A 22663-nucleotide genomic window follows, 5' to 3' on the forward strand; every position below is an offset into this window, starting at 1 on the left:
TTCACGAAAGGCAGTACATGACCCTTCTTGAGTCGATCACCGGTCCTCGCGACCTCGACGCCCTCTCGAAGGAACAGCTGATTCAGCTTTCCGCTGAGATCCGCCAGTTCCTGGTCACCGAGATCGCCAAGACGGGCGGACACCTCGGGCCGAACCTCGGTGTCGTCGAGACCACTGTGGCGATCCATCGGGTGTTCGATTCGCCGAAGGATGCGATCGTTTTCGACACGGGGCATCAGTCCTACGTGCACAAGCTGCTCACGGGGCGACAGGACTTCAGCGGGATGCGCCAGAGTGGCGGCCTGGCCGGCTACCCGCAGCGCTCGGAGTCTGTACATGACATCGTCGAGAGTTCGCATGCGTCGAGTTCGCTCTCCTGGGCAGACGGAATTTCCCGTGCCTTCACAATGACGGGTCAGACCGACCGGCACGTCATCGCCGTCGTCGGGGATGGTGCCCTGACGGGCGGCATGACCTGGGAAGCGCTGAACAACATCAGCGACGACAACGACCGTAGCTTGATCATCGTCGTGAATGACAACGGACGTTCCTATGCGCCAACGATCGGCGGCATGGCCCGCTTTCTGAATACCGTGCGCACACGCCGCAGCTACCGTAACCTCTACCTGTCGAGCCGAGAGGCCTTTGACCACTTGGGTGCTCCGGGACGAGCGGTCTACCGTGGTGTGCGCGGCGGACTGCACGGCTTCCTCAGCCGCTTCTCGAACAACGAAGCGCTCTACTCGAACCTCGACATCAAATACATTGGACCGGTCGACGGCCACGATATCGAAGCACTCTTGGAAGCGCTGACCCAGGCGAAGGGCTACGGTGCCCCGGTGATCGTGCACACCATTACCCAGAAAGGCAAAGGCTACGAACCCGCGCTGAACGACACCGCCGATCAGTTCCACGCCGTCGGGCAGATCGATCCAGAGACCGGCGAACCGGTCGAGAGGGCCGGGGCAGCGAGTTGGACCTCGGTGTTCGCCGACGAGCTCGTGCTCCTGGCCGCGGCCGACGAGCGAATCGTGGGTATCACCGCTGCCATGCTGCGACCCACAGGCCTCCACAAGATGGCCGAGCGTTTTCCTGAGCGCGTACACGACGTGGGAATTGCCGAACAGCATGCCGTGACATCCGCTGCCGGGCTTGCCTTCGGCGGACTGCACCCGGTCGTGGCGCTGTATGCCACGTTCATAAACCGAGCCTTCGACCAGGTTTTGATGGATGTCGCGCTGCACAAAGCAGGCGTCACTTTTGTTCTCGACCGGGCCGGGGTCACGGGCCCCGACGGACCGAGCCACCACGGCATGTGGGACTTGGCGATCTTGCAGGTCGTGCCTGGCATTCGCCTGGCCGCACCACGCGATTCGACGCGGCTGCGTGAAGAACTCGCTGAGGCCGTCGCCGTCGACGATGGTCCCACCGTATTGCGCTTCCCCAAGGGCAGTGTTGGCGTGGAATATGACCAGATACGTCGTCTGGACGACGGGGTTGACGTGCTGCGGGAAAGCACCCAGAAAGACGTGCTCATCATCACTGTTGGCCCGATGGCGGCGATGGGCCTCGAGATCGCGGCACGACTGGCGACGGAAGGCATCGGAGCCACGGTCGTTGACCCTCGGTGGGTCGTGCCGGTGCCGAAGAGCATCATGGGCCTGGCCGCCGAGTACCGTCTGGTCGTGAGTATCGAAGACGGTATCCGGGTCGGTGGTATCGGCACACGCATCCGTCAGGATCTGCGTGGTGCCGGCGTCGACACCGCGGTAACAGAACTGGGTTTGCCCGACGAATTCCTTGACCACGGCACTCGGGCCGAGATTCTCGAACGTGTCGGACTCACCGCGGTGCAGATCACGCGTGATGTCGTCGACATGGTGCAGGGCAGCAAACTCCCCCGCGCTCGCGCGGTTGCGACCGATGACTCCACCGGGGCGCTCCCGATGGTGCCTCGACCCTAGACGCTTCTTCCGAGAGGGACGACGCCGATACCGGCTCTGAGGTTTCTCGGAGGTGGGCCCCGTCCGCTTGACCTGTGCCGCATCTCGAGTCGTATCATCGAAGGCCCCGCCCACCTCGCACCCCTGAACGCGATCAAGCCACCCGCCGGTGAACGCTACGCCGACATGGCGCCCCTCAACGGGTAACCGGGTTCACAACCCGCTCCTGCACAGCGGGAACCGGCCCGACCACATGAGTGGCCGGGCCGGTCGAAGGGTGCGTTACCGGCCGACCCCGCGAATGTGCGGGTCATGGAACGATCCGCCGAAGACACGTTCGCTTGCGCCCACGCGGTCAAGGTACGGCGTTGCCCCTCCCATCTGGAACGGCCAGCCGGCACCGAGAATCATGCACAGATCGATGTCCTCTGCCGCGTGCACGACCTCGTCGTCCAGCATCCGCTTGATTTCATCGGCCAAACCGTCTTCGACCCGCTTCAGGATCTCGGTGCTCGTCATCGGGGTGGTGCCACCGGCGACAATCTTGACAGCGCCCTTATCGAAGCCCTTGATCTTTCCCTTCGCGTCACGGTCGAAGATTTTACCGTGCTCGGCGAGTGTGTGCAGATTCTCGCTGTCATAGAAGCGGTCGGGGAACGCCGCATGGTGCGTGTCGAGTACATGAGCACCGACCGTGAGACCCACAAGTTCGAGCAGTTCGAACGCACTCATCGGCAGCCCGAACGGGTCGAGCGCGCTGTTGACGACCTCGAACGGAGTGCCGGTGTCGACGGCATGCATCGCCTCTCCGAGAAGCTTCGCCAGCAGGCGGTTGACCACGAAGCCCGGGGTGTCGCGTGTGATCACGGCGTTCTTGCGCAGCTTGCCGGCGATGACCATGGCCGTCGAAAGCGTTTGCTCGTTGGTCGCGGGCGCGTTCACGACTTCGATCAGCGGCATCACTGCGACGGGGTTGAAAAAGTGGAAGCCGACGAGGCGTTCGGGATGTTCGAGCTTCGCGCCGATCTGCGCGACCGAGAGCGATGAGGTGTTCGTGGCGAGAATTGCCTCGGGGGAGAGGTGCTTCTCGGTCTCAGCGAACACATCCTGCTTCACACTGAGTTCTTCAAAGACGGCTTCGATCACCCAATCGCAGTCCGCAAAATCAGCCTTGTCCGTTGTTCCGGTGACAAGTGCCTGCAGGCGGTTTGCCTCGTCCTGTGAGATGCGCCCCTTGCCGTGGAGGGCCACGATCTCGTCGTGAATGTACGCGACACCCCGATCGACCCGGGCCTGGTCCAGATCCGTGATGACCACGGGCACCTGCAGGCGGCGTACGAAGAGCAGCGCGAACTGGCTGGCCATCAGGCCCGCGCCGATAACGCCGACCTTGTCAATGCGCTTCGCCAGGGACTTGTCGGGGGCACCTGCCGGACGCTTGGCTCGCTTCTGCACCAGGTTGAAGGCGTAGATGCTGGCCTGCAGTTGGTCGCCCGTGACAAGCGTGGCGAGGGCCTCGTCTTCACGCTCGAACGCCTCAGCCTTCGTACCGCTCTTCGCGGCCTTGAGCAGGTCGAGGGCGACAAAGGGCGAGGCGGCTACGGAACCGATGCGACTCTCGAGCATCTTTCGGGCGACACCGATGGCGATGTCCCACTTGACCATCTTTTCGACCTTGCCGGGGGCGTTCGGGCGTTCCACCTTCGTCGTGCCGGCGATCACGCCGTCGGCCCAGGCGATCGATTTTTCGAGGAACGTCGATGCCGGGAACATCTGGTCTGCTATTCCGAGTGCGAGAGCGTCTTTGCCCTTGAGGGTTCGGTTGTTCTTGAGCGGGTTCTCGATAATAACCTTCAAAGCGTTCTCGATACCGATCAGGTTCGGCAGCAGGTAGGCGCCGCCCCAGCCCGGGATCAGTCCGAGGAAGACCTCGGGGAGCGCGATTGCCGCAACAGACTCATCGACGGTGCGATAGTCGGCGTTCAGTCCGATCTCGAGACCGCCGCCGAGGGCGAGCCCGTTGATGAAGACAAACGACGGCACGCCGAGTTCTGCCTGCTTGCCCAGAGCATGGTGGCCGAGCTGGCCGAGCAGTTTACCGACGGCGAAGGACGGAATTTCGGCGACTTTGCTCAGGTCGGCGCCGGCGGCGAGAATGAACGGCTTGCCGGTGACGGCGACACCGTGAATCTCGCCGCGGGCGGCGCGTTCCTTCAACGCATCCATCACTGCAGAGAATTCGAGGAGTGTGGCCGGTCCGAGCGTATTTGGCCGGGTGTGGTCGCGTCCGTTGTCGAGCGTGACGAGGGCGAGGGTACGCCCATTTGAGAGCGGAACATCGCGCACGAAGGAGTGAGTGACGACCTCGTCTGCCGACAGTTCGAGCAGAGGGGTGAAATCGATGGTGGTGTAGTCGGTCATCGCTTACGCTGCCTTCCGGTTGAAGTGCGGGTTTTCCCAAATCACGGTGCCGCCCTGGCCGAGCCCGACGCACATCGCGGTGACGCCGTAACGCACCTCGGGATGCTCGGCGAACTGGGCGGCGAGCTGGTTCATCAACCGGACGCCGGAGGAGGCGAGAGGGTGGCCGATTGCGATCGCGCCGCCGAATTCGTTGACTCGGGGGTCGTCGTCGTCGATACCGAAGTGGTCAAGGAATGAAATCACCTGCACCGCGAAGGCCTCGTTGAGCTCGAACAGGCCGATGTCGGCGATCGACAGACCGGCTTTGCGCAGTGCCTTCTCGGTCGACGGCACCGGTCCCAGCCCCATGACCTCGGGCTCGACTCCGGCGAACGCGAAACTCACCATTCGCATCTTCACGCGCAGACCGAGCTCGCGTGCGGCGTCACCACTGGCCAGTAGACAGGCCGTCGCACCGTCGTTCAAACCGGAGGCATTGCCAGCCGTGACCCGACCGTGCGGACGGAACGGAGTCTTCAACCCGGCGAGGCCCTCGAGCGTGGTGTCGGGTCGGGGTGCCTCATCGCGCGTCGCCAAGCCCCAGCCGGATTCAGTGCGGATGGCAATGGGTACGAGGTCAGGCTGAATCTTGCCGGCCGCGTAGGCGGCGGCCACCTTCTGCTGGCTCCGCAGTGCGAAGCGGTCGGAACGTTCCTTCGTGTATTCGGGGAAACGATCGTGGATGCGTTCGGCCGTGTTTCCCATGTTCAGCGCGTCGGCGCTGACAAGTCGTTCAGAAAGAAAACGCGGGTTCGGGTCGGCATTGAAACCCATCGGATGGTGACCCATGTGCTCGACGCCACCGGCGATCGCCAGATCGTAGGCGCCGAAGCCGATGGCGGAGCCCATGGTGGTCACCGCGGTCATCGCGCCCGCGCACATTCTGTCGATGGCGAAGCCGGGGACCGACTTCGGCAGTCCGGCCAGCAGCGCCGCGGTGCGGCCGAGCGTCAGACCTTGATCACCGGTCTGTGTTGTGGCAGCGATTGCGACATCATCGATGCGGTCCCCGGGGACGGAGGGGTTGCGTTCCAGGAGCCCGATGATCGCCTTGACCGCAAGGTCATCGGCCCGGGTATTCCAATACATGCCCTTCTCGCCAGCGCGTCCAAACGGGGTGCGAACCCCGTCGACGAAGACGACTTCTGCTTTCTCGGCCACAATGCCTCCACTAATCGGTCAATCTGGCTCAACCCTAGGATGCCCACAAAATCTGGGCCGAATCGTTTGCTTCTTTCTACGAAGCGGGGTCGACTGGGGTGTCGATCGTTTGGAGCGCATCGACAAAGGCATCGGCAATCAGCTGTGCAGTTGCCCCAATCTGCCACGGCCGAGCACCCAGCGCGGCCAAGGCGCGACCGACCGATTCCCCCGTCGCATCGGCGGGGGGTGCCCAGCACACCCGGCGCAGATAGTCGGGGGTGAGCAGGTTCTCAACCGGGATCGAGCGCTCTTCAGAGAGAGCCGTGATGGCGGCGCGTGCCGCCTTGTACCGCTGATCGGCTTCGGGGTTGCGCTCGGCCCAGGCGCGGGGCGGCGGCAACGTGTCGCCAGCGACCCGGGTGTCGGGAAGGTCGGTTGTGGTCAATCCGGTCTGCACTGCGGCCCACCAGCGGTCGAGTTCGGTGCGTGTGGCGCGGCCGCTGAACTCGCGCAACGCGGCCAGTGCCTGACGGCTGGTCGGGGAGACGCGCGCAGCCGCAACGAGTGATGAGTCCGGAACGAGCCGCCCCGGGGCCACGTCGAGTGTCTGGGCGAGTTCGTCGCGAGCCAGCCACAGCTCGCGGGCCACCGCCAAATTGTGCTGTCCGCGAATCGCATGTACGCCCGAGAGCTTGCGCCACGGGTCAGAGCGTGTCGGCTTCGCAGGTTTATCGAGGGCCGCCTGGAACTCTTGGGCCGCAAACTCGGTTTTCCCCGACTCGTGGAGCATCTCGACCATGATGTCGAACAGATCGGGCAGCAGCTCCACATCGAGGGCGGCGTAGACGAGCCACGATTCGGGAAGCGGGCGGTTTGACCAATTCGCCGCGGAATGCTCTTTGGCCAGGTGGATGCCGAGAAGTTCCTCGACGACCGTGCCGAGTCCGACGCGAGGAAAGCCGAGCAGGCGTGCGGCCAACTCGGTATCGAAGATGCGCGCGGGATGAAGGCCTACTTCACGCAGGCACGCTAGATCTTGACTGGCGGCATGCAGAATCCACTCGACATCGGTCAATGCCGCGTTGAGTTCGCTGAAATCACCGAGTGCCGGCGGGTCGAACAAGAACGTGCCAGCATCTCGCCGGTAGATCTGAATGAGGTACGCGCGTTGCGAGTAGGTAAACCCCGAGGCACGTTCTGCATCGATGCCGATGGGTCCGCTGCCGGCCGCAATCAGCGCGACCGCAGCGTTATATTCTTCGCGGGTGTCAATGACAGGGTGTCCGGTCACGGGGTTCTCGGTTTCTGATTCAGCCATGGGTGGCTCGTCGTGCGGAACGGATGTTGATGGCCTCGCCCGCTGGGGGAAGCCCGGCGAGCATACAGAGTAGGTCGCCCCATCCGGCGACATGAGCGGCGATATCGCCGTCGATCGGCGTCCACGAGGCGCGCAGCTCGATCTGGGCGCCGTCGCCGTGCTGGGCGAGTTCCCCAAAGCCTGAGGACAAAACCTTGGTGGCGGTTCCCGACTCCGCGGTGTACTGCGCGCCGTGCGCATCGAGCGCATCGACCAGCCAAGCCCACGCGACGTCGGCGAGGAACGGATCCAAGCCGATATCGGTTTCGAGGGGGGCCTGCGCGAAACAGACGACCCGAAACGCCCCATCCCATTCTTCGGGCTCGTCGGGATCGTAGAGGAGCACGAAACGGCCGGTGCCCAGGTCAGAGTCGCTGCCGTGCCGGCGGGGGGAGATATCTGCCGCCAGGGCAAACGCGTACGGGGCGAGGTTGCGGGGGGCCGGAATCTCGTTGATGAGGAGTTCCGGTCGGGGGTGAGCAGTGCGGATCGTCTCGATCACCGCGGCAAACTCCGGGGGGAGCTTTGTATCGTCCTCTGGTTGGGGCACGTGAGCAGACTAGAGTTTTTTTCGGGCGCTGTCGCTGAGGCACGCCGACCGTGCGGAGGTAGGTATGGCGAGCATGCGATGTAGAAGTAAGTCGGCGCGAATTCTCGGGGCTGTGGCCGTTGGCACCGGTGCGCTTGCTCTGGCCGGTGCAACTGCTCTAGGCGTGTTGATTTCGGTGATGGCGCGCACCGTGGTGACTCCGCCTCGCCAGAACAGCGACGACGTCCGTGTGATTGCCGCCGATCTGCAGGCCGGCACTCTCACCCTGCAGGCCACCCCCGATTCGATGGTGCCCGGCCACTACGGTTTCTGGTTCTCGGGTGACGCCGGCCACGCTCGCCTCGGTGAGATCCTCGCTTCAGATCCCCACAGTGTGACGCGGAGAGTCGAGCGGGTCGACTTCGGAAACCTCGGCACTGCGCGCATGGGGCGTTGGAGCGGCTGGGTCTACCTCGGCCCTTGGTCGCTGCCGGTGCCGTTCACGAACGTGCTGATTCGCACTGAGGGTGGACAGGCGCCAGCCTGGCAGATCCCGCCCGCCCGTGAGGCCGACGCCGAATCCGGCGACTGGGCGATCCATGTGCATGGCCGCGCGGTTCGACGGCAAGAAGCGTTGCGCGCGGTCAGCGTATTCCGCGACGCGGGTTACACGAGTCTGCTCGTCTCGTATCGAAATGACGGTGATGCTCCATTCAGCACCGACCGGCGCTATGGGCTCGGTGACACCGAATGGCAAGACATCGACGCTGCGTTGGATTTCGCTCTCGCGCACGGCGCGAAACGTGTGGTGTTGATGGGCTGGTCGATGGGCGGCGCCATCGTGCTGCAGACCGCACTGCGGGCGCGTCACCGCAGTCATGTGGTCGGGATTGTTCTGGACTCGCCGGTGATCAACTGGGCCGAAGTCGTCGCGTTCCAAGGAACGCTGCTCAGACTGCCGGCATCCGTGGCCCGCGGGGCGATACAGGTGATGGGGCACCGGTGGGGGCGTGCTCTGACCGGCCAGAGCGCCCCGATCGACTTTCACCGGCTGGATCTCGTAGCTCGAGCCGCCGACCTACGCGTTCCGGTGCTGCTCCTGCACAGCGACGACGACGGTTACGTTCCCTCGACCGCATCGCGAGCGTTGGCTGCTCGACGGCCAGATCTGATCACCTTCGTGCCGTTTGCGACGGCGCGGCACACCAAACTGTGGAACCACGATTCGGAGAAATGGACGGGAGCGATCCGCAGCTGGTTGGACGACCTCACCGCGCGCTGATGCGAGCCTTCTGAGTCAGGCGGCGGCGATGCGCTCGCGCAGTTGGCGCTTCGTGCGGCCGAGCATTGCCGTCATGCCACGGATGCGCAAGGGCGAGACGGCCTGGGTGAGTCCGATCGTGAGCGGGTAGTCGTCGGGCACAGCGAGCACCTCATCGACACTCAGCCCGTCGAGACCCTGAGCGAGAATCGAGGCGAAGCCACGCGTGGTCGGTGACTCGCGCGGCGCCGTGGCGTACAGGTGCACGGCGTTCTCGTCGTCGATCTCGACGAAGATGAAGACGGGGGTCTGGCATTCCACGACGCGTTCGAACAGGTCGGGATGGTCTTCGTAGCGCGCGGGAAGCGCCGGCAGCTCGTTTGCGAATTCGAGGAGAAGCTGCAGGCGGTCCGATTGTTCGAGTTCGAGAAAATCGTCACGAATCTCGGCCAGCTGTGAGGGAAGGGTCACGTCAGTCATCTCGTCTATTCTCCCATGAGCGGCCGGAGCCAGCCGATCGCTAACGCGGAACGGGGGCGTCGCCGGGAGCGGTGCCCGTGACGATCGGGACCCGCACCGCGCTGCCCCATTCGGTCCAGGAGCCGTCGTAGTTGCGTACGTTCTCGAAGCCGAGCAGGTGGGTGAGCACGAACCAGGTGTGACTCGATCGCTCGCCGATTCGGCAGTAGGCGATCACCGTGTCGCCGTCGTTGAGTCCAGCTTCGCCGCGGTAGATGGCATCGAGTTCCGTGCGCGGCTTGAACGTCGAATCCTCCGCCGCCGCACGCGCCCACGGCACGGATGCCGCCGAAGGAATATGACCGGCGCGCAGTGCGCCTTCTTCGGGGTAGGCGGGCATCGTGGTGCGGGATCCGTTGTATTCCTCGGGCGAGCGCACGTCGATCAGCGGCTGGCCGAAATGAGCGAGTACATCGTCTTTATAGGCACGGATGGGGGCATCGTTGCGCTCAACGACGGGGTAGTCAGCGTGGCTGACGACAGTCTTGTCCGTGGTGAGTTCGCGGCCCTCGGCGATCCACTTCTCACGGCCACCATCGAGCAGGCGCACATCCTCGTGACCGAAGAGCGTGAACACCCACAGGGCGTAAGCCGCCCACCAGTTGCTCTTGTCGCCGTAGATGACGACTGTGCTGTCGCGCGCGATTCCCTTTGCGCTGAGCATCTCGGCGAAGCGTTCACCCTGAATGAAGTCTCGTTCGACGGGGTCGTTGAGCTCTGTGTGCCAGTCGATCTTCACCGAACCGGGAATGTGGCCGGTCTCATACAGCAGCACATCTTCGTCGGACTCAACGACGACGAGACCGGGAGTGTGCAGGTTGTGGGCCAACCACTCGGTCGTGACGAGACGCTCGGGGTGGGCGTAGGAGGAGAGTTTTGGGGCCGGATCGAATGGGGCGGACATGACGAACCTCCTGGAGCGCGCCGACTCGGCGCAAAAGTTTGGTGTGGGTGCGGATTAGGCTTGAGCCGGCCGACAGTACGAATCTACGCGGTGCGGGCGCTGCGTGCATCCGCGCTGTCACGCTTCGACGCAGATTTTCGATTGAGAAACACGGGTACGACACCATGACCGCAGCCGCGGAACTTCACGCCAACCGGCCGGTTCAGCATTTGGCTGACCGCTCGCCATCGATCACGGGCGCCGAGATTGTGGCAGAGCTGGTTCCGCCGCCCCAGTTCGAGAGGGCCTCGTTCGAGTCGTATCGACCAGACGGCGATTACCCGTCGCAGGCGGGCGCCGTTGAGCGGTTGCGCGAATTCGCCGGCGTGTGGCGGGCGCAGCAACGCCCGGGCGGTTTCTTCTCGCGCAATCGCAAGCCGAAGACCGAACTGCCGGGAATCTACCTCGACGGTGGGTTCGGCGTCGGCAAGACCCATCTGCTCGCGGCGCTGTGGCATGCAGCGCCGGGAACAAAATACTTCGGCACGTTCATCGAATACACCGCTTTGGTCGGTGCCCTCGGCTATGCCGACACGGTGCGGCAGCTCAGCGGGGCCAAGCTCATTTGCATCGACGAGTTCGAGCTCGACGATCCAGGAGACACCATGATGATGACGCGCCTTCTGGGTGAACTCATCGCCACCGGCACCCGCGTCGCCGCCACCTCGAACACCCCGCCGAACTCGCTCGGTGAGGGCCGTTTCGCGGCCGTTGACTTTCTGCGCGAGATCCAGGCGATGTCATCGAACTTCGAGACCCTGCGCATCGACGGCCTCGACTACCGTCGGCGTGACACCTCGGGCCAGGCGGTTGCGGTCGAAACTGCACAACTCGACACCATGGTCGCGACCCTCGACGCGCGAGGCTCTCACGTCACCATCGATGACTTCGGCAGCTTGATCACACATTTGAGCACCGTGCATCCGTCGAAGTACATCAAAATCATCAGTGATGTCGACGTCATCGCGCTGTCGAACGTGTTCCTGCTGACCGATCAGACGGATGCCTTGCGGCTGGTGGCCTTCATCGACCGCGTCTACGACGCCGAGATTCCCATCATCGCCAGTGGCCTGCCGCTGCACGAGGTATTCGCCGAGGACATGCTCGGCGGCGGCTATCGCAAGAAGTACCTCCGTTCACTCTCGCGCATGATCGCGTTGACGACCGGTGAGCTGCCGCCGCACGGCGACTAGGGCCCCGAAACACGCTGTTCACGCCCCGGGTACGCTCGTAACCCGCGCGAAACACTCCCGCGCTTCACCTGAAACCTCTGCACCCGAAACTAAGTGCACAGTCGAGACGTGAGGAGAAGCTATGGATTCGGGAAGCATCGCATGGGGGATCACGGCCACCGCATTGGTGTTGTTGATGACACCGGGGGTCGCGTTCTTCTATGGAGGGCTGGTGAAGGCCACAAGCGTCGTCAGCATGATGATGATGAGCTTCGGTGCCCTCGGGTTGATCGGAGTGCTTTGGATCCTCTATGGGTTCAGCATGAGCACCGTCGAGGCCCCCGAGCGCTTCGCTGGGAACCCCTTCACGCAGTTCGGTCTCGGGGCACTCGCCCAGGGGGAGACGGCCAACACCGACCTCGTCGGAGCAGCCTTTGGGGCCACCTTTGCCATTATCACCGTGGCGCTCATCTCAGGCGCCATTGCGGACCGGGCCAAATTCGGCTCCTGGATGGTCTTCGCGGGCGTCTGGGCCACGCTGGTCTACTTTCCCGTCGCAGCCTGGGTCTGGGGCGGCGGCTGGATCATGAGTCTCGGCACGACCCTCGGGCTGCCGAACGTCATCGACTATGCCGGGGGGACTGCCGTACACATCAACGCAGGTGCCGCGGCCCTGGCCTTGGCCCTCGTGCTCGGCAAGCGGGTCGGCTTCCAGAAGGGAATAGCCAAGCCGCACAACGTGCCCCTCGTGCTGATGGGAGCGGCCCTACTCTGGTTCGGCTGGTTCGGTTTTAACGCCGGTGCCGAATGGCTGAACGGCCTCGCCAACGTCGGCCTCATCGTCGTGAACACGCTCGGGGCTACTGCCGCAGCGGTGCTCGGCTGGCTGATCGTGGAGAAGATCAAGGATGGCAAAGCCACGTCGGTGGGCGCAGCATCCGGTGCCGTCGCGGGCCTTGTCGCCATCACGCCGGCGTGTGCGAATCTGGAGCCCGGCTGGGCGCTGTTGTTAGGCGTCGCAGCCGGCACCGTCTGCGCGATGGCCGTCGAACTCAAGTTCAGGCTCGGCTTCGACGACTCACTTGACGTCGTCGGCATCCACCTCGTCGGGGGAGTGATCGGCACGCTGTACCTCGGCCTTTTCGCGATGGACACCGGACTCTTCACCGGGGGAGGCCTCGGCCAGTTGATGGTGCAGACGATTGCCGCATTCTCGGTGCTGATCTACTCCTTCGCCGTGGCCTTCGCTCTCGGCTTTGCGATTGAGAAGACCATCGGCTTCCGGGTCAAGAACGCCGACGAGGTTGCCGGCATCGACACCTCCGTGCATGGAGAAGAGGCATACGCTCTGACGACGGAGTCGTAATCGATTTATCACAGAGACTCTCTCCGGGGCATTCACACAGAGTCCACGAGTGCTTCGACACTCATCAGCCTTCGTTATCGGCTCCGCGCAGGTGGCGGATTGTCTACGGCGACAACGTCCGACGACGGTGCGGGAATGGCTGCCGCGACGTCAGTCTTGGAGCAGACGGCGCGGCATCCAGCCGATGCGGAGCGTGAACTCGAGGCGGCTGAGCCGAACTGGTGCCTGCGGAGTACATCGGTGAGAAATCGCAACATGCCACGGCGAGTGCGATGAGCTGCGATGGTGGGTTCATGTGGCCTGGAATGACTCGTGTCGTGTTCACTGGTGATCCGGACCGGCAGGCGATTGTCGACGCACGTGCTCTACATTGGGCGGTGAAGCCCGGATTCACCGGAGAGCAGAAGCTGACTGTCGCGGGGCGGCCTCGCACAGATATTAGGGGTGAAAGCGGGATCCTTTTCACGGTCGCGGTCCGTGCGCAGGGATCTGAGCTGAACATCGATTCAGTCTCGCCGTGTTTCGCACAGCGACGTACGCCGCGCTGCTCTGGGATAAGGTTCGGGTGTGTCTGGCACCCCGCGTTTTCTCACAGCCTTGCTGTCGTTTCTGCGCCCTGCGCGGAAGGTCCCCGTTCAGGCACCGCCGCGGGCGCCACAGGGAACCGCACCGATTTCGCTCGGTCAGTTCGGGGCGGATGCGACGAGCGAGGTTGACCCGCGTCGGCTCGGTCGTGTGAGGCTCGGCTACGAACCGAACCGAGATGGCTCACCGGATCCCGGGGAGATCGTCTGGACCTGGGTTCCCTTCGAGGAGCGTGATGGCCGCGGCAAGGATCGCCCGGTGGTCATCGTCGCCGAGGCAAAGAACGGCACCTTGCTGGCTGTTCAACTCACCAGCAAGGACCACACGGGCCAGGGCGATTTCGTCGAGCTCGGACCGGGTTCATGGGACCGAGAGGGACGGCAGAGTTGGGTCAATATCGATCGGGTCTTCCGGGTGCATCCGGGGGGCGTGCGCCGGGAAGCGGCTTCGCTTGATTCCGTGCGCTTTGAGCGGGTTGCCGAGGCATTACGTCGTCGTTACGGCTGGCTGTAAGGCACCGTGGCCCTGGTGGCTCTCAGACGTCGGCGAGGTCAGCGGATATGCGGCGAAGCGCGTCGGGTGTGATGATGCCGTAGGCGACCGCTGTGATCTCGAACAACGACATGCCCAAAGCCTCCTCGGGCAGCGGGCTGTCGGCCAGCGGGCCGAGATGAGTGCGTAACACCTGGAGGGCCGCTTCATCGGCCAGAAGCGCGCGCAGCGGTGTGTGTACGTCAACCCGCCCATGGGGAAACTCGTCGGCCGACAGCGGCTTTTCTCGGGACGACTGCACCTGCGCCCACTGCGCCGTGATGAGCAAATGTTCGGCCCCGACAGCACCCGATTGGGGGAGTCCGAGTCGCTCGTACTGCTCAGCCGGAGCATCGTTTTCTCTCATGAGGTCGACAAGCAGGCCAATCATGCGCAGTTCGATCTCGGCATCGTCGAGTGGATGCTCCTGATCGGGGTCGGTCTGAAGATCGAACAGGAGCGTGCCGAACGCAATCGGGTCGGTGTAGGCGAAACTCGGCAGCCTCAGCACGGGCATTCCCTTGGTGAAGTCGAACGGCTCCACCAAGGTGGCCTCACGCATCGTCTCCGGGGTGAACCGACCGCGCATGTTTGTGGGCATCAGTGTGTACTCGACCAGCGGCTCATTGCCGGCGGCCGCACAGGCGCGCATGTAGACGTAGCGCCCATCCGTCACATTGACGTGCCCGCCATGAATTCCGAACAGGGCGGCTTCGCGCACCGGGGTGTCATCGGCGACCGTGTACCGCAGGGGCACGCCGTGCATGTCCGATGTGGGCTCGACGCCGAAGAAGTCCAGTAGCGTCGGCCCCAGGTCGATGGTCTGCACGAGGGCGGCTCGACGCTCGTCGGCGACCCGGCTGCGCGGGTCCCAGATGAACAGCGGGGTGTGGATCGTCTCGTCGTAGAACGGGGGCGCATTTTTGCCGAGCCATTCGTGTTCGCCGAGGAGAAGGCCGTGATCCGTGCACACGATCAGCATGGTGTCGTCCCAGAGCTGATGCTCGTCCATGGCGTCGAGCACCCGACCGAGAGACCGGTCGCACATCGAGAGCAGCGCGGCGTACTCATACCGAAGATGGTCCACCTGCTCAGCTGTCTCGGTCGTCTTTTTGTAGTCTGGCCAGTCGAATACCGGCCCGTCGTACTGGTCCTCCGGATAGAGCGCCTTGAACTCCTGGTAGCTGAAGAAGGGCTCATGCGGGTCGAACGTTTCGATCTGCACGAACCACCTGTCTTCGGCATGGTTGGTGCGGATGAAGTGCAACCCTGCATCGAAGGTCTGGGTCTGCGGATGATCGGCCTCATCACTGAGATACTCCCGATTGATCCAATCCTGACGGCGCAGATCGAGGTTGGTCGCCGCGGGCAGTGCGTCGGGGACGACAGGGTCGGCGACGTGGCCCTTCCATTCATCGCCCTCCTGCCCGCGGAAGAACTCGAAACTATTGAATCGCGGGTGATAGGTGGCGCCGCCATCCAGCCAATAGTGCTGATGGTCGGTCACCAAATGGGTATAGACGCCACTCTGTTTGAGCATCTCGGGTGCCGAGTCGTCGAACGGTTCGAGCTGGCCCCAGCCTCGGTGCAGAAAGTTGTACCGCCCGGTGTGCATCTCGCGACGGGCCGGCATGCAGGGCATGCTCCCGCCGTAGCAGTTGTCGAAGGTGGCACTCGTGCGGGCCAGTCGATCGAAGTTGGGTGCCTGCACCCAGTTCGATCCGTAGGGCGGCAAAAAGCGCCGATTCAACGTATCGAACATGACAACGATGGCTTTCACGCAGACTCCCGGTTATCGAACGGACTTGATTCGGTAGACCGCGAGGCCCCCGAGCACAATAATGACGGCGGCCACGGCGTACAGAGAGCGATACCCGGCGAGGCTGAGCACGAGCCAGCCGACCAACGGAGCGATCGGGATGTGCTGAGCCGAGTTGATGATACCGAGGTCGCGGGCGTGGGTGGCCGGGTCGGGCAGAAGATCGGTGATCAGAGCCTGGTCGACCGAGAGGAAGGCCCCGAAACCGAGGCCGAGCAGCACCGCTGCAACCATTGACGCTTCCCAGCTCGGCGCCATGGCCAGCAGAAGCGCCGCTGCCGCCTGCAAGAGGGCGGCCAGCGCCACGAAAATGCGGCGACGCCCCCATCGATCCGACAGGATGCCGCACAGGTAGGACGTCACTCCGCAGGCCACCAGGTAAATCAGGATCAGCACCAGCAGGGAGGTGTCGGGGTCGTCCACCTTGACAATATCGGCGAGAAAGAAGAGCAGATAGGTGGTCCCGACCAGGTTTCCGGCATTGATGAGGACGCGAGAGGTCATTGCCCAGTAGTAGCCGGGGTGAGAGCGGGCGTTCGGCCAGGTCATCGCGTGACGAATGCCTTTCACGAACGCCTGAGGCGCGGGACTTGCATCGTGGGGCTCCGCGAAGAAGAGCAGAAAGGGGACGGCCGACAGGAGTGCGAGTCCGGCGATCAGGGCCCAGCTGCCGGGGATCGACGTGACCAGCATCGTCACGAGAACCATGCCGATGGCAAGTGCGAAGACCTGGGGGACTCCCATCGCTGCCGACGCACGACCACGTTGGGCGCGCGGCACCTGGTCGGCGATCATTGCGGAGAGCGATACCAGAATCGCAGACTGGCCCACGGCCACGACGGCGATGAGAGCTGCGATGGCCGGCCAGCTTGCCTGCACTCCCACGAGCGCGAACGGAATCGCAGCGGTGAGAAAGCCGCCGACCGCCCAGATGCGCCGACGGCCGAACCTGCTGCGCGTGCGGTCACAGAGCACGCCGATGATCGGCACGGTCACGAGGATGACGACGGCCATCTCCGCGATGAGAAACGAGGCCACCGCCACCTTGTCGGCGGGTGCGACGTGGGCGCTGATCTTGGCCACCATGAACTGGCCGGGCAACATGACAAGCAGCCAGAATCCAAACCAGATCAGGGCGAAGTTCCAGAGCCAGGCACGGCTGACCAGAGGGATGGCTGAGCCGGCCGGGGGAGCGCCGCTCGCTGCGGGCGCGCCGAAATCGGTCGTGATCGGGACTGCAGACTTCTGTGTCTGATCTGGCGTGGCCATTGTTGAAGTATGGGGATGCTTGCCCGCAGGGGTCAAGGTCCAACGACAGATCAGCCCACAGCGGGGGAACTGGGCGGTGAGCCGGTGGGGCGGCTGCGTCCCTCGGTACAGTGAGGTGCCGCCCTTGGCAGCCCACCCACACAGAAGTGAGGCCTGTGTCTGACGTTCGCTCGCGCACCCCGTTGCCCCTCGTCCCATTCCTGCGGATTCTGCTTGTCGGGATCGTGCATCGCAGTGCGATCCGCTCTGGAACTGAGAATCCCAGGCGATCTGTCGTTGCGCTCATGCGGTCGTGGGCGGAGGATCTGTGTGCCACGAGGGGGCGGGAAACAAAAAAACCCCCGGAAACCGGGGGTTTTGTTGTGGGCGATACCGGACTCGAACCGATGACCTCTTCGGTGTGAACGAAGCGCGCTACCAACTGCGCCAATCGCCCTCAGGCGGCGAAAGCTTCTTCAACCGCGATTCACGATACTAGCCCACGCGGCGGCCTCAATGCACATCGGGGCGCTCCCGCGCGTGGTGCGGCACGGGGGAGGCGCGAGGTTTCCGGCCAGTCCACGCTCGGGGCCCTCGCTGATTCCGGCGCTCATGGCTTCGGGCGAGGCGGCCCCTCGTCGGCGGGGCTGCGTTCCCAGACGGGGCCGACGCTGATTTCAGTCGCTCGCCGGGAATGATGCCGAAGCGTGCGTGGAGGAGAACCGCGCGACACGCCCGCATATTCATGGTTTTGGAACTTGCACCCGGCATCGGTTAGAGTTTTCAACGCAAGCAGTGAGCAACTGCGAGCGAAGTGCGGATGTGGCGCAGTGGTAGCGCATCACCTTGCCAAGGTGAGGGTCGCGAGTTCGAATCTCGTCATCCGCTCGAATGGAACAGAATCGCCCCGAGAGGGGCGGTTCTCTTCATTTGGTGTAGAACCCAATATGGTGGATTGGCCGAGAGGCGAGGCAGCGGCCTGCAAAGCCGTATACACGGGTTCGAATCCCGTATCCACCTCACATTCCGAGAAGCGATTCTTTGAATCTGGGCGATTGGCGCAGCGGTAGCGCGCTTCCCTGACACGGAAGAGGTCACTGGTTCGATCCCAGTATCGCCCACAGTAAAACCCCCGGTAAAACGGGGGTTTTTTACGTTAACAATCGTGTTCTGTTCTGCGCCAGATCGCTCGTTTACGAATGGATGACACGGCGCGCACAGCGTTGTAGTCACACCCGGCTACGTGCGCATTGCCTGAGCGTCGCGATAGAGCTCCTCAAACCGCAACGTCACGGCCGTGCTGTCGTGCGCGAGCGAGTGCTCGTAGGAGCACCGACGCATGGTCGAATAGTCCTCGTCCGGAAGTAGAAGAATGCTCTCGAGCGCCTGCGCAAGCGACTCCGAGCACTGCGGCGGCACAAGCACGCCGTTCCGCCCCTCATCGACGAGGTGCGGCAGGGCCATGGCATCCGCGAGTACGACCGGCACGCCGCTGGCCATCGCCTCAAGCGTCGCGATGCTCTGCAACTCGGCCGTCGAGGGCATCACGAAGACGGATGCCTGCGCATAGAGCTCGTCGATCGCCGCGTCGGTCACGCGGCCATGAAACGTCACCCGGGAGGTGACGCCCAGATGGTCCGCGAGTTTCTGCAGTCGCCGCAGCTCGGTGCCGCCACCCACGATGTCAAGCTGCACCTGCAAGGCGGCTGGAAGCATCGCGCACGCACGCACGAGGATGTCGAGATTCTTCTCGGTATCGAGGCGTCCGACATAGAGAACGCGGTTCGTGGCCGGGCGGTTGAAGTGCGGTCTGAAGCGACCGAGATCGATGCCGCAGGACAGCGGAATCACCCTGTTCACTGTGGTGTTCTCTTCGAGGTAGCCGGCGGCGATGGGCGTGGGGCTCGTGACGATGTCGGCTTCGGTCAGCACCGACGAGGCGAGAGACCAGCCCCAGCGGGTGAGCGGCGGATGCAACTGCCGGGGGAGTCCGCTGTATTCGACGATGTTGTCGGGCATTACGTGGTTTGTGGCCACGAGAGGAATATTGCGGGCCGTCGTTTCGAGACTGACCGATCGGCCAATATTGATGAACGACTGAATGTGCACGACATCGGGCTCGATCTCGTCGAGAAGGGAACCGACGGCCTTGCGGATCTCCCAGGGCGGCGGAAAGCGAATCCAGTCGTGGAGTAACCAACGCACGCTGCGTAGACGGTGCACGGTGATCAATTGACCGTCGAAGAGTTCAGGTTGCGAACTGCTGACCAGGGTCGTCGACGGGGCGACGACGTGCACTGAGTTCCCCCTGCGAGCAAGGCGCACCGCGAGGTTGCGGGCGAACCGTGCGGCTCCATTGAGATCGGGGGCGAAAGTATCTGTCGCGATGAGAACGCGCAGCGGACGGTCTGACCTATCAGGCACAGTCGGGTGTTCCAATCTGGGATGAAGGCATCTCGGGCTCTGAACGCTCCGGCACGAGTTAACCGGCAGCGGCCCGCGTCGTCGCGGTCGTCATCTGGTGAAGCCTCCCGCCGAATCGGCCACGAGAGGGTGTAGCACAGACGCTGCTGCCGTCGGATGATGATACCGCAGTCTCCTTTCGGGAGTGATTCAGCACGCAGGGACTAGCCTCACATCATGCACAAAACAGGTCTGCCGGCGATGAGATCGTTCGCACAGACGTATGCCATCCGGGTCGAATCGCGCGCCATCATCCTGGCCGCTGGGGCGTTTGTCCTGGCCGGGCTCTGTGCGCTGCTGGTCATGCACGGTACGCACTTGCCACTCTGGAAGGGGTGGTCGGTCGGCCTGCTCGCCATCCTGGCGGGGTCGCTCACGGGAGGCATTGCCTATGTCGTGAGCGCGATTGACTCCTCACGACGTATCGCGGCTAAGACCGGCGCCAAACGACGGATACTGCGCTTCGCCTGGGACACGACAGCCCTCACGTTCACGCATGTCGCGATCTACTGCATGCTCTGCCTCGTCATGTTCTCGACGCTGCAGACCGCCTTCCAGGGGCTCCGGGTCGATACGCTCACGGGCACGATGTTGGTGGGAGTGAGCGGCGCTGCTACTGCCTACTTTCTGTCGCTTTCAGCGGCGACGACGACGGCCTACACACTCTCGAACCTGCTCACCGTGTTCCTGAGCAGCGGCGTGCTTCTGAGCATGACCACGACGGCGGATCCGCACTGGTGGGAGTTCAACTTCAGCATTCTGGGCACGACGAGGGATTTCTCGAGTCTCGCCTTCAACGTGACCCTGATACTGGCCGGCGCCACGATCACGATCATGGCCGATTACGCAACAAACGATCTCTCGGCCTGGACGAAGCGTCTGTTCGGCCAGGCCAGCGCCCGTATCGCCCTCATCAAATGGGCACTCGTCGCGATCGGGATCCTGCTCGCCTGCGTCGGCTTGGTTCCGGTGAATCGGGCACTGATCGTTCACAACACCGTGGCGACAGGCATGGTTGTGCTGTTCTTCGTGCTCATGATCGCGCTCAGATGGCTGCTGCCGGGATTTCCGCGCACCTTCTTTTTGCTCGGCTACTCATTCCTAGGGTGCATCGTCGTCGCGGCCGTGATGTTCTTTCCGATCGGCTATTACAACCTCACCGCGTTCGAGCTGATCGCGGCGGCGTTCATCTTCGGCTGGCTGGTAATTTTCGTTCGGAACATCGCTGCCGTCACGGCGGATGCCAGCTCCCACTAAAGTTGAAGGGTTCGTAACAAATCAGGGAGTGATTTACGTGGTTGACGGCTTTGAGCTTTTCACCGACCGGTCTGTTGTCGCGATGCGCGTCAACGGTGAACTGAAAGACCTCGCCACGCAGACGACGACGACCGACGTCGTCGAGCCTGTCACGATCGATTCGCCGGATGGGCTGAACATCTTGCGCCACTCCGCCGCACACGTGCTCGCCCAGGCTGTGCAGACAGTCAACCCGACCGCCAAGCTCGGAATTGGCCCGCCCGTCACCGACGGCTTCTACTACGACTTCGACGTGGCCGAACCGTTCACCCCCGACGACGTCAAGGCGCTCGAAAAGGCCATGGACCGCATCATCCGTCAAGGGCAGCGTTTCGTGCGCCGTGTCGTGACGGATGACGAGGCTCGCGCCGAGCTCGCCGACGAACCGTACAAACTTGAACTCATCGGCATCAAGGGTGGCGCCGCCGACGCAACCGCCGAACTCGGGGCAGACAACGAGTCGGTCGAGGTCGGCGGCGCCGAACTCACCATCTACGACAACGTCGACCCGAAGACCGGCGAGACACTCTGGAAAGACCTCTGCCGCGGCCCGCACCTGCCGAACACGCGCATGATCGGCAACGGCTACTCGTTGACCCGTCTGGCCGCCGCCTACTGGCGTGGCTCCGAGAAGAACCCGCAGCTGCAGCGTGTCTACGGCACGGCCTGGCCGACCAAAGACGAACTGCGAGCTTTCCAGGCCCGACAGGAAGAAGCGGCGAAGCGCGACCACCGCAAGCTCGGCGCCGAACTCGACCTGTTCAGCTTCCCCGAAGAGATCGGTTCCGGCCTCGCGGTTTTCCACCCCAAGGGCGGCGTGATCCGTCAAGAAATGGAAGCGTACTCACGCAAGCGCCACACCGAGGCCGGCTACGAGTTCGTCTACACCCCGCACATCACCAAGTCGAACCTGTTCGAGGTCTCCGGCCACCTGGACTGGTACTCCGACGGGATGTTCCCGCCGATGCACCTCGACGAGGAACGCAACGCCGACGGTCACGTGACGCGTCAGGGCGTGGACTACTACCTGAAGCCCATGAACTGCCCGTTCCACAACTTGATCTTCCGCTCGAGCGGTCGCAGCTACCGCGACCTGCCGATGCGCTTGTTCGAGTTCGGGTCGGTTTACCGCTACGAGAAGTCAGGCGTGGTGCACGGTCTGACCCGGGTGCGCGGCATGACCCAGGACGACGCGCATATTTACACCACGCGCGACCGCATGAAGGAAGAGCTCACCGGTACTCTCAACTTCGTGTTGCAGTTGCTGGCTGACTATGGCCTGGAGGACTACTACCTCGAACTGTCGACGAAGGACCCGAAGAAGTTTGTCGGCACCGACGAGGACTGGGACGAGGCCACGCAGACGCTGGCTGAAGTAGCCGCCGAATCGGGTCTTGAGCTGGTCGCCGATCCGGGCGGAGCGGCGTTCTACGGGCCCAAGATCTCGGTGCAGGCTCGCGATGCGATCGGCCGTACCTGGCAGATGTCGACCATCCAGCTCGACTTCAACCTGCCCGAGCGTTTCGACCTCGAGTACACCGCACCCGATGGTTCGCGACAGCGCCCGGTGATGATTCACCGTGCCCTGTTCGGTTCGATCGAACGATTCTTCGCGGTGCTTACAGAGCACTACGCCGGTGCGTTCCCGGTCTGGCTTTCCCCCGTGCAGGTGGTCGGTATCCCGATCAGCGAGCAGTATGGTCCCTACCTCGATGACGTCATCGCCACGCTGAAGAAGGCCGGCGTGCGCGCCGAAGTCGACAACTCCGACGACCGCATGCAGAAGAAGATCCGCAACCACACCAAGGCCAAGGTTCCCTTCCAACTCATCGTCGGCGAAGAAGACCAGACCAACGGAGCGGTCAGCTTCCGATTCCGTGACGGCAGCCAAGAAAACGGGGTGCCGGTCGCCGAGGCCGTGCGCCGCATCCTGGCGTCGATCGAAACCCGTGCGCAGGTGACGAACCAGGAGCAGTTCGCGAGTGTCCAGTAAAGGCGAGTCGAGTAACGGTGCGAGCGCCGTCG

General features: G+C 63.5%; 16 protein-coding genes and 4 tRNA genes. 10 read left to right on the forward strand and 10 right to left on the reverse strand.

All coding sequences use genetic code 11. The annotated features are described in order from the left end of the window. Nucleotides 1-17: 17 nt before the first annotated feature. Nucleotides 18-1964 (forward strand): 1-deoxy-D-xylulose-5-phosphate synthase, encoded by a 1947-nt coding sequence (gene dxs, locus HNR05_RS03985; RefSeq protein WP_179577844.1) that lies wholly within the window; start codon nucleotides 18-20, stop codon nucleotides 1962-1964. A gap of 261 nt (nucleotides 1965-2225) precedes the next feature. On the opposite strand, the gene HNR05_RS03990 is transcribed toward dxs, so the two are convergent. The 4 genes from HNR05_RS03990 to HNR05_RS04005 form a co-directional block, all read right to left on the reverse strand. Then, nucleotides 2226-4364 carry a 3-hydroxyacyl-CoA dehydrogenase NAD-binding domain-containing protein gene (locus tag HNR05_RS03990; protein WP_179577845.1) on the reverse strand — a complete coding sequence of 713 codons (2139 nt, stop codon included), beginning with the start codon at nucleotides 4362-4364 and terminating at the stop codon, nucleotides 2226-2228. Between the two features lie 3 nt (nucleotides 4365-4367). Then, entirely contained in the window at nucleotides 4368-5567 is a 1200-nt protein-coding gene (locus HNR05_RS03995; RefSeq protein WP_179577846.1) for an acetyl-CoA C-acyltransferase, read from the reverse strand. 76 nt (nucleotides 5568-5643) lie between these two features. Next, entirely contained in the window at nucleotides 5644-6867 is a 1224-nt protein-coding gene (locus HNR05_RS04000) for a ribonuclease D (RefSeq protein WP_179577847.1), read from the reverse strand. After that, the gene (locus tag HNR05_RS04005; RefSeq protein ID WP_179577848.1) at nucleotides 6860-7456 is read right to left on the reverse strand and encodes a DUF3000 family protein; all 597 of its coding nucleotides are present in this window, start codon (nucleotides 7454-7456) and stop codon (nucleotides 6860-6862) included. Before HNR05_RS04005 ends, HNR05_RS04000 begins: the two co-directional genes overlap by 8 nt. 112 nt (nucleotides 7457-7568) lie before the next feature. On the opposite strand from HNR05_RS04005, the gene HNR05_RS04010 reads away from it, so the two are divergent. After that, entirely contained in the window at nucleotides 7569-8717 is a 1149-nt protein-coding gene (locus HNR05_RS04010) for an alpha/beta fold hydrolase (RefSeq protein ID WP_179577849.1), read from the forward strand. 15 nt (nucleotides 8718-8732) lie between these two features. Here the strand turns inward: HNR05_RS04010 and HNR05_RS04015 are convergent, their stop codons facing one another. Together HNR05_RS04015 and HNR05_RS04020 are read right to left on the reverse strand one after the other, a co-directional pair. After that, on the reverse strand, nucleotides 8733-9176 hold the full coding sequence (locus HNR05_RS04015; RefSeq protein ID WP_179577850.1) for a SufE family protein: 444 nt from the start codon (nucleotides 9174-9176) through the stop codon (nucleotides 8733-8735). Nucleotides 9177-9216: 40 nt separating this feature from the next. After that, a complete protein-coding gene (locus tag HNR05_RS04020) occupies nucleotides 9217-10119 on the reverse strand; it encodes a sulfurtransferase (RefSeq protein WP_179577851.1) in 903 nt (300 codons plus the stop codon). Between the two features lie 164 nt (nucleotides 10120-10283). Between HNR05_RS04020 and zapE the strand changes: the two genes are divergently transcribed. The 3 genes from zapE to HNR05_RS04035 all read left to right on the forward strand — a co-directional run bounded on the left by zapE (nucleotide 10284) and on the right by HNR05_RS04035 (nucleotide 13794). Continuing rightward, entirely contained in the window at nucleotides 10284-11351 is a 1068-nt protein-coding gene (zapE, locus tag HNR05_RS04025; protein WP_179577852.1) for a cell division protein ZapE, read from the forward strand. Nucleotides 11352-11472: 121 nt separating this feature from the next. Beyond that, entirely contained in the window at nucleotides 11473-12696 is a 1224-nt protein-coding gene (locus tag HNR05_RS04030; protein WP_179577853.1) for an ammonium transporter, read from the forward strand. Between the two features lie 567 nt (nucleotides 12697-13263). After that, nucleotides 13264-13794 carry a type II toxin-antitoxin system PemK/MazF family toxin gene (locus HNR05_RS04035; protein WP_343062453.1) on the forward strand — a complete coding sequence of 177 codons (531 nt, stop codon included), beginning with the start codon at nucleotides 13264-13266 and terminating at the stop codon, nucleotides 13792-13794. Between the two features lie 22 nt (nucleotides 13795-13816). On the opposite strand, the gene HNR05_RS04040 is transcribed toward HNR05_RS04035, so the two are convergent. The 3 genes from HNR05_RS04040 to HNR05_RS04050 form a co-directional block, all read right to left on the reverse strand. Next, nucleotides 13817-15592 carry a sulfatase-like hydrolase/transferase gene (locus HNR05_RS04040; protein WP_179577854.1) on the reverse strand — a complete coding sequence of 592 codons (1776 nt, stop codon included), beginning with the start codon at nucleotides 15590-15592 and terminating at the stop codon, nucleotides 13817-13819. Between the two features lie 12 nt (nucleotides 15593-15604). Then, entirely contained in the window at nucleotides 15605-16900 is a 1296-nt protein-coding gene (locus HNR05_RS04045) for an MFS transporter (protein ID WP_179577855.1), read from the reverse strand. Nucleotides 16901-17263: 363 nt separating this feature from the next. Further along, nucleotides 17264-17336: transfer RNA gene (locus tag HNR05_RS04050), tRNA-Val, on the reverse strand. A gap of 359 nt (nucleotides 17337-17695) precedes the next feature. Between HNR05_RS04050 and HNR05_RS04055 the strand changes: the two genes are divergently transcribed. The 3 genes from HNR05_RS04055 (at nucleotide 17696) to HNR05_RS04065 (ending at nucleotide 18000) form a co-directional block, all read left to right on the forward strand. After that, a tRNA-Gly gene (locus HNR05_RS04055) sits at nucleotides 17696-17767 on the forward strand. 61 nt (nucleotides 17768-17828) lie between these two features. Next, nucleotides 17829-17899, forward strand: a tRNA-Cys gene (locus HNR05_RS04060). Between the two features lie 29 nt (nucleotides 17900-17928). Further along, nucleotides 17929-18000, forward strand: a tRNA-Val gene (locus HNR05_RS04065). Between the two features lie 118 nt (nucleotides 18001-18118). Here the strand turns inward: HNR05_RS04065 and HNR05_RS04070 are convergent. Next, a complete protein-coding gene (locus tag HNR05_RS04070; RefSeq protein ID WP_179577856.1) occupies nucleotides 18119-19303 on the reverse strand; it encodes a glycosyltransferase in 1185 nt (394 codons plus the stop codon). Between the two features lie 216 nt (nucleotides 19304-19519). Here HNR05_RS04070 and HNR05_RS04075 point away from each other — a divergent pair, with 216 nt between their 5' ends. Both HNR05_RS04075 and thrS read left to right on the forward strand, forming a co-directional pair. Further along, on the forward strand, nucleotides 19520-20599 hold the full coding sequence (locus tag HNR05_RS04075; protein WP_179577857.1) for a hypothetical protein: 1080 nt from the start codon (nucleotides 19520-19522) through the stop codon (nucleotides 20597-20599). 82 nt (nucleotides 20600-20681) lie between these two features. Further along, the gene (thrS, locus tag HNR05_RS04080; RefSeq protein ID WP_246318501.1) at nucleotides 20682-22631 is read left to right on the forward strand and encodes a threonine--tRNA ligase; all 1950 of its coding nucleotides are present in this window, start codon (nucleotides 20682-20684) and stop codon (nucleotides 22629-22631) included. Nucleotides 22632-22663: the final 32 nt, after the last annotated feature.

The sequence above is a fragment of the Leifsonia psychrotolerans genome, from assembly GCF_013410665.1.
GTDB classification, from domain to species: Bacteria; Actinomycetota; Actinomycetes; order Actinomycetales; family Microbacteriaceae; genus Cryobacterium; species Cryobacterium psychrotolerans_A.

Bases quoted from the DNA above. Each gene is read 5' to 3' on its own strand.
- HNR05_RS04015 (WP_179577850.1), bottom strand. From the start codon at position 9,176: ATGACTGACGTGACCCTTCCCTCACAGCTGGCCGAGATTCGTGACGAT.
- HNR05_RS04020 (WP_179577851.1), bottom strand. From the start codon at position 10,119: ATGTCCGCCCCATTCGATCCGGCCCCAAAACTCTCCTCCTACGCCCAC.
- HNR05_RS04030 (WP_179577853.1), top strand. From the start codon at position 11,473: ATGGATTCGGGAAGCATCGCATGGGGGATCACGGCCACCGCATTGGTG.
- HNR05_RS04045 (WP_179577855.1), bottom strand. From the start codon at position 16,900: ATGGCCACGCCAGATCAGACACAGAAGTCTGCAGTCCCGATCACGACC.
- dxs (WP_179577844.1), top strand. From the start codon at position 18: ATGACCCTTCTTGAGTCGATCACCGGTCCTCGCGACCTCGACGCCCTC.
- zapE (WP_179577852.1), top strand. From the start codon at position 10,284: ATGACCGCAGCCGCGGAACTTCACGCCAACCGGCCGGTTCAGCATTTG.
- HNR05_RS03990 (WP_179577845.1), bottom strand. From the start codon at position 4,364: ATGACCGACTACACCACCATCGATTTCACCCCTCTGCTCGAACTGTCG.
- HNR05_RS04075 (WP_179577857.1), top strand. From the start codon at position 19,520: ATGCACAAAACAGGTCTGCCGGCGATGAGATCGTTCGCACAGACGTAT.
- thrS (WP_246318501.1), top strand. From the start codon at position 20,682: ATGCGCGTCAACGGTGAACTGAAAGACCTCGCCACGCAGACGACGACG.
- HNR05_RS04000 (WP_179577847.1), bottom strand. From the start codon at position 6,867: ATGGCTGAATCAGAAACCGAGAACCCCGTGACCGGACACCCTGTCATT.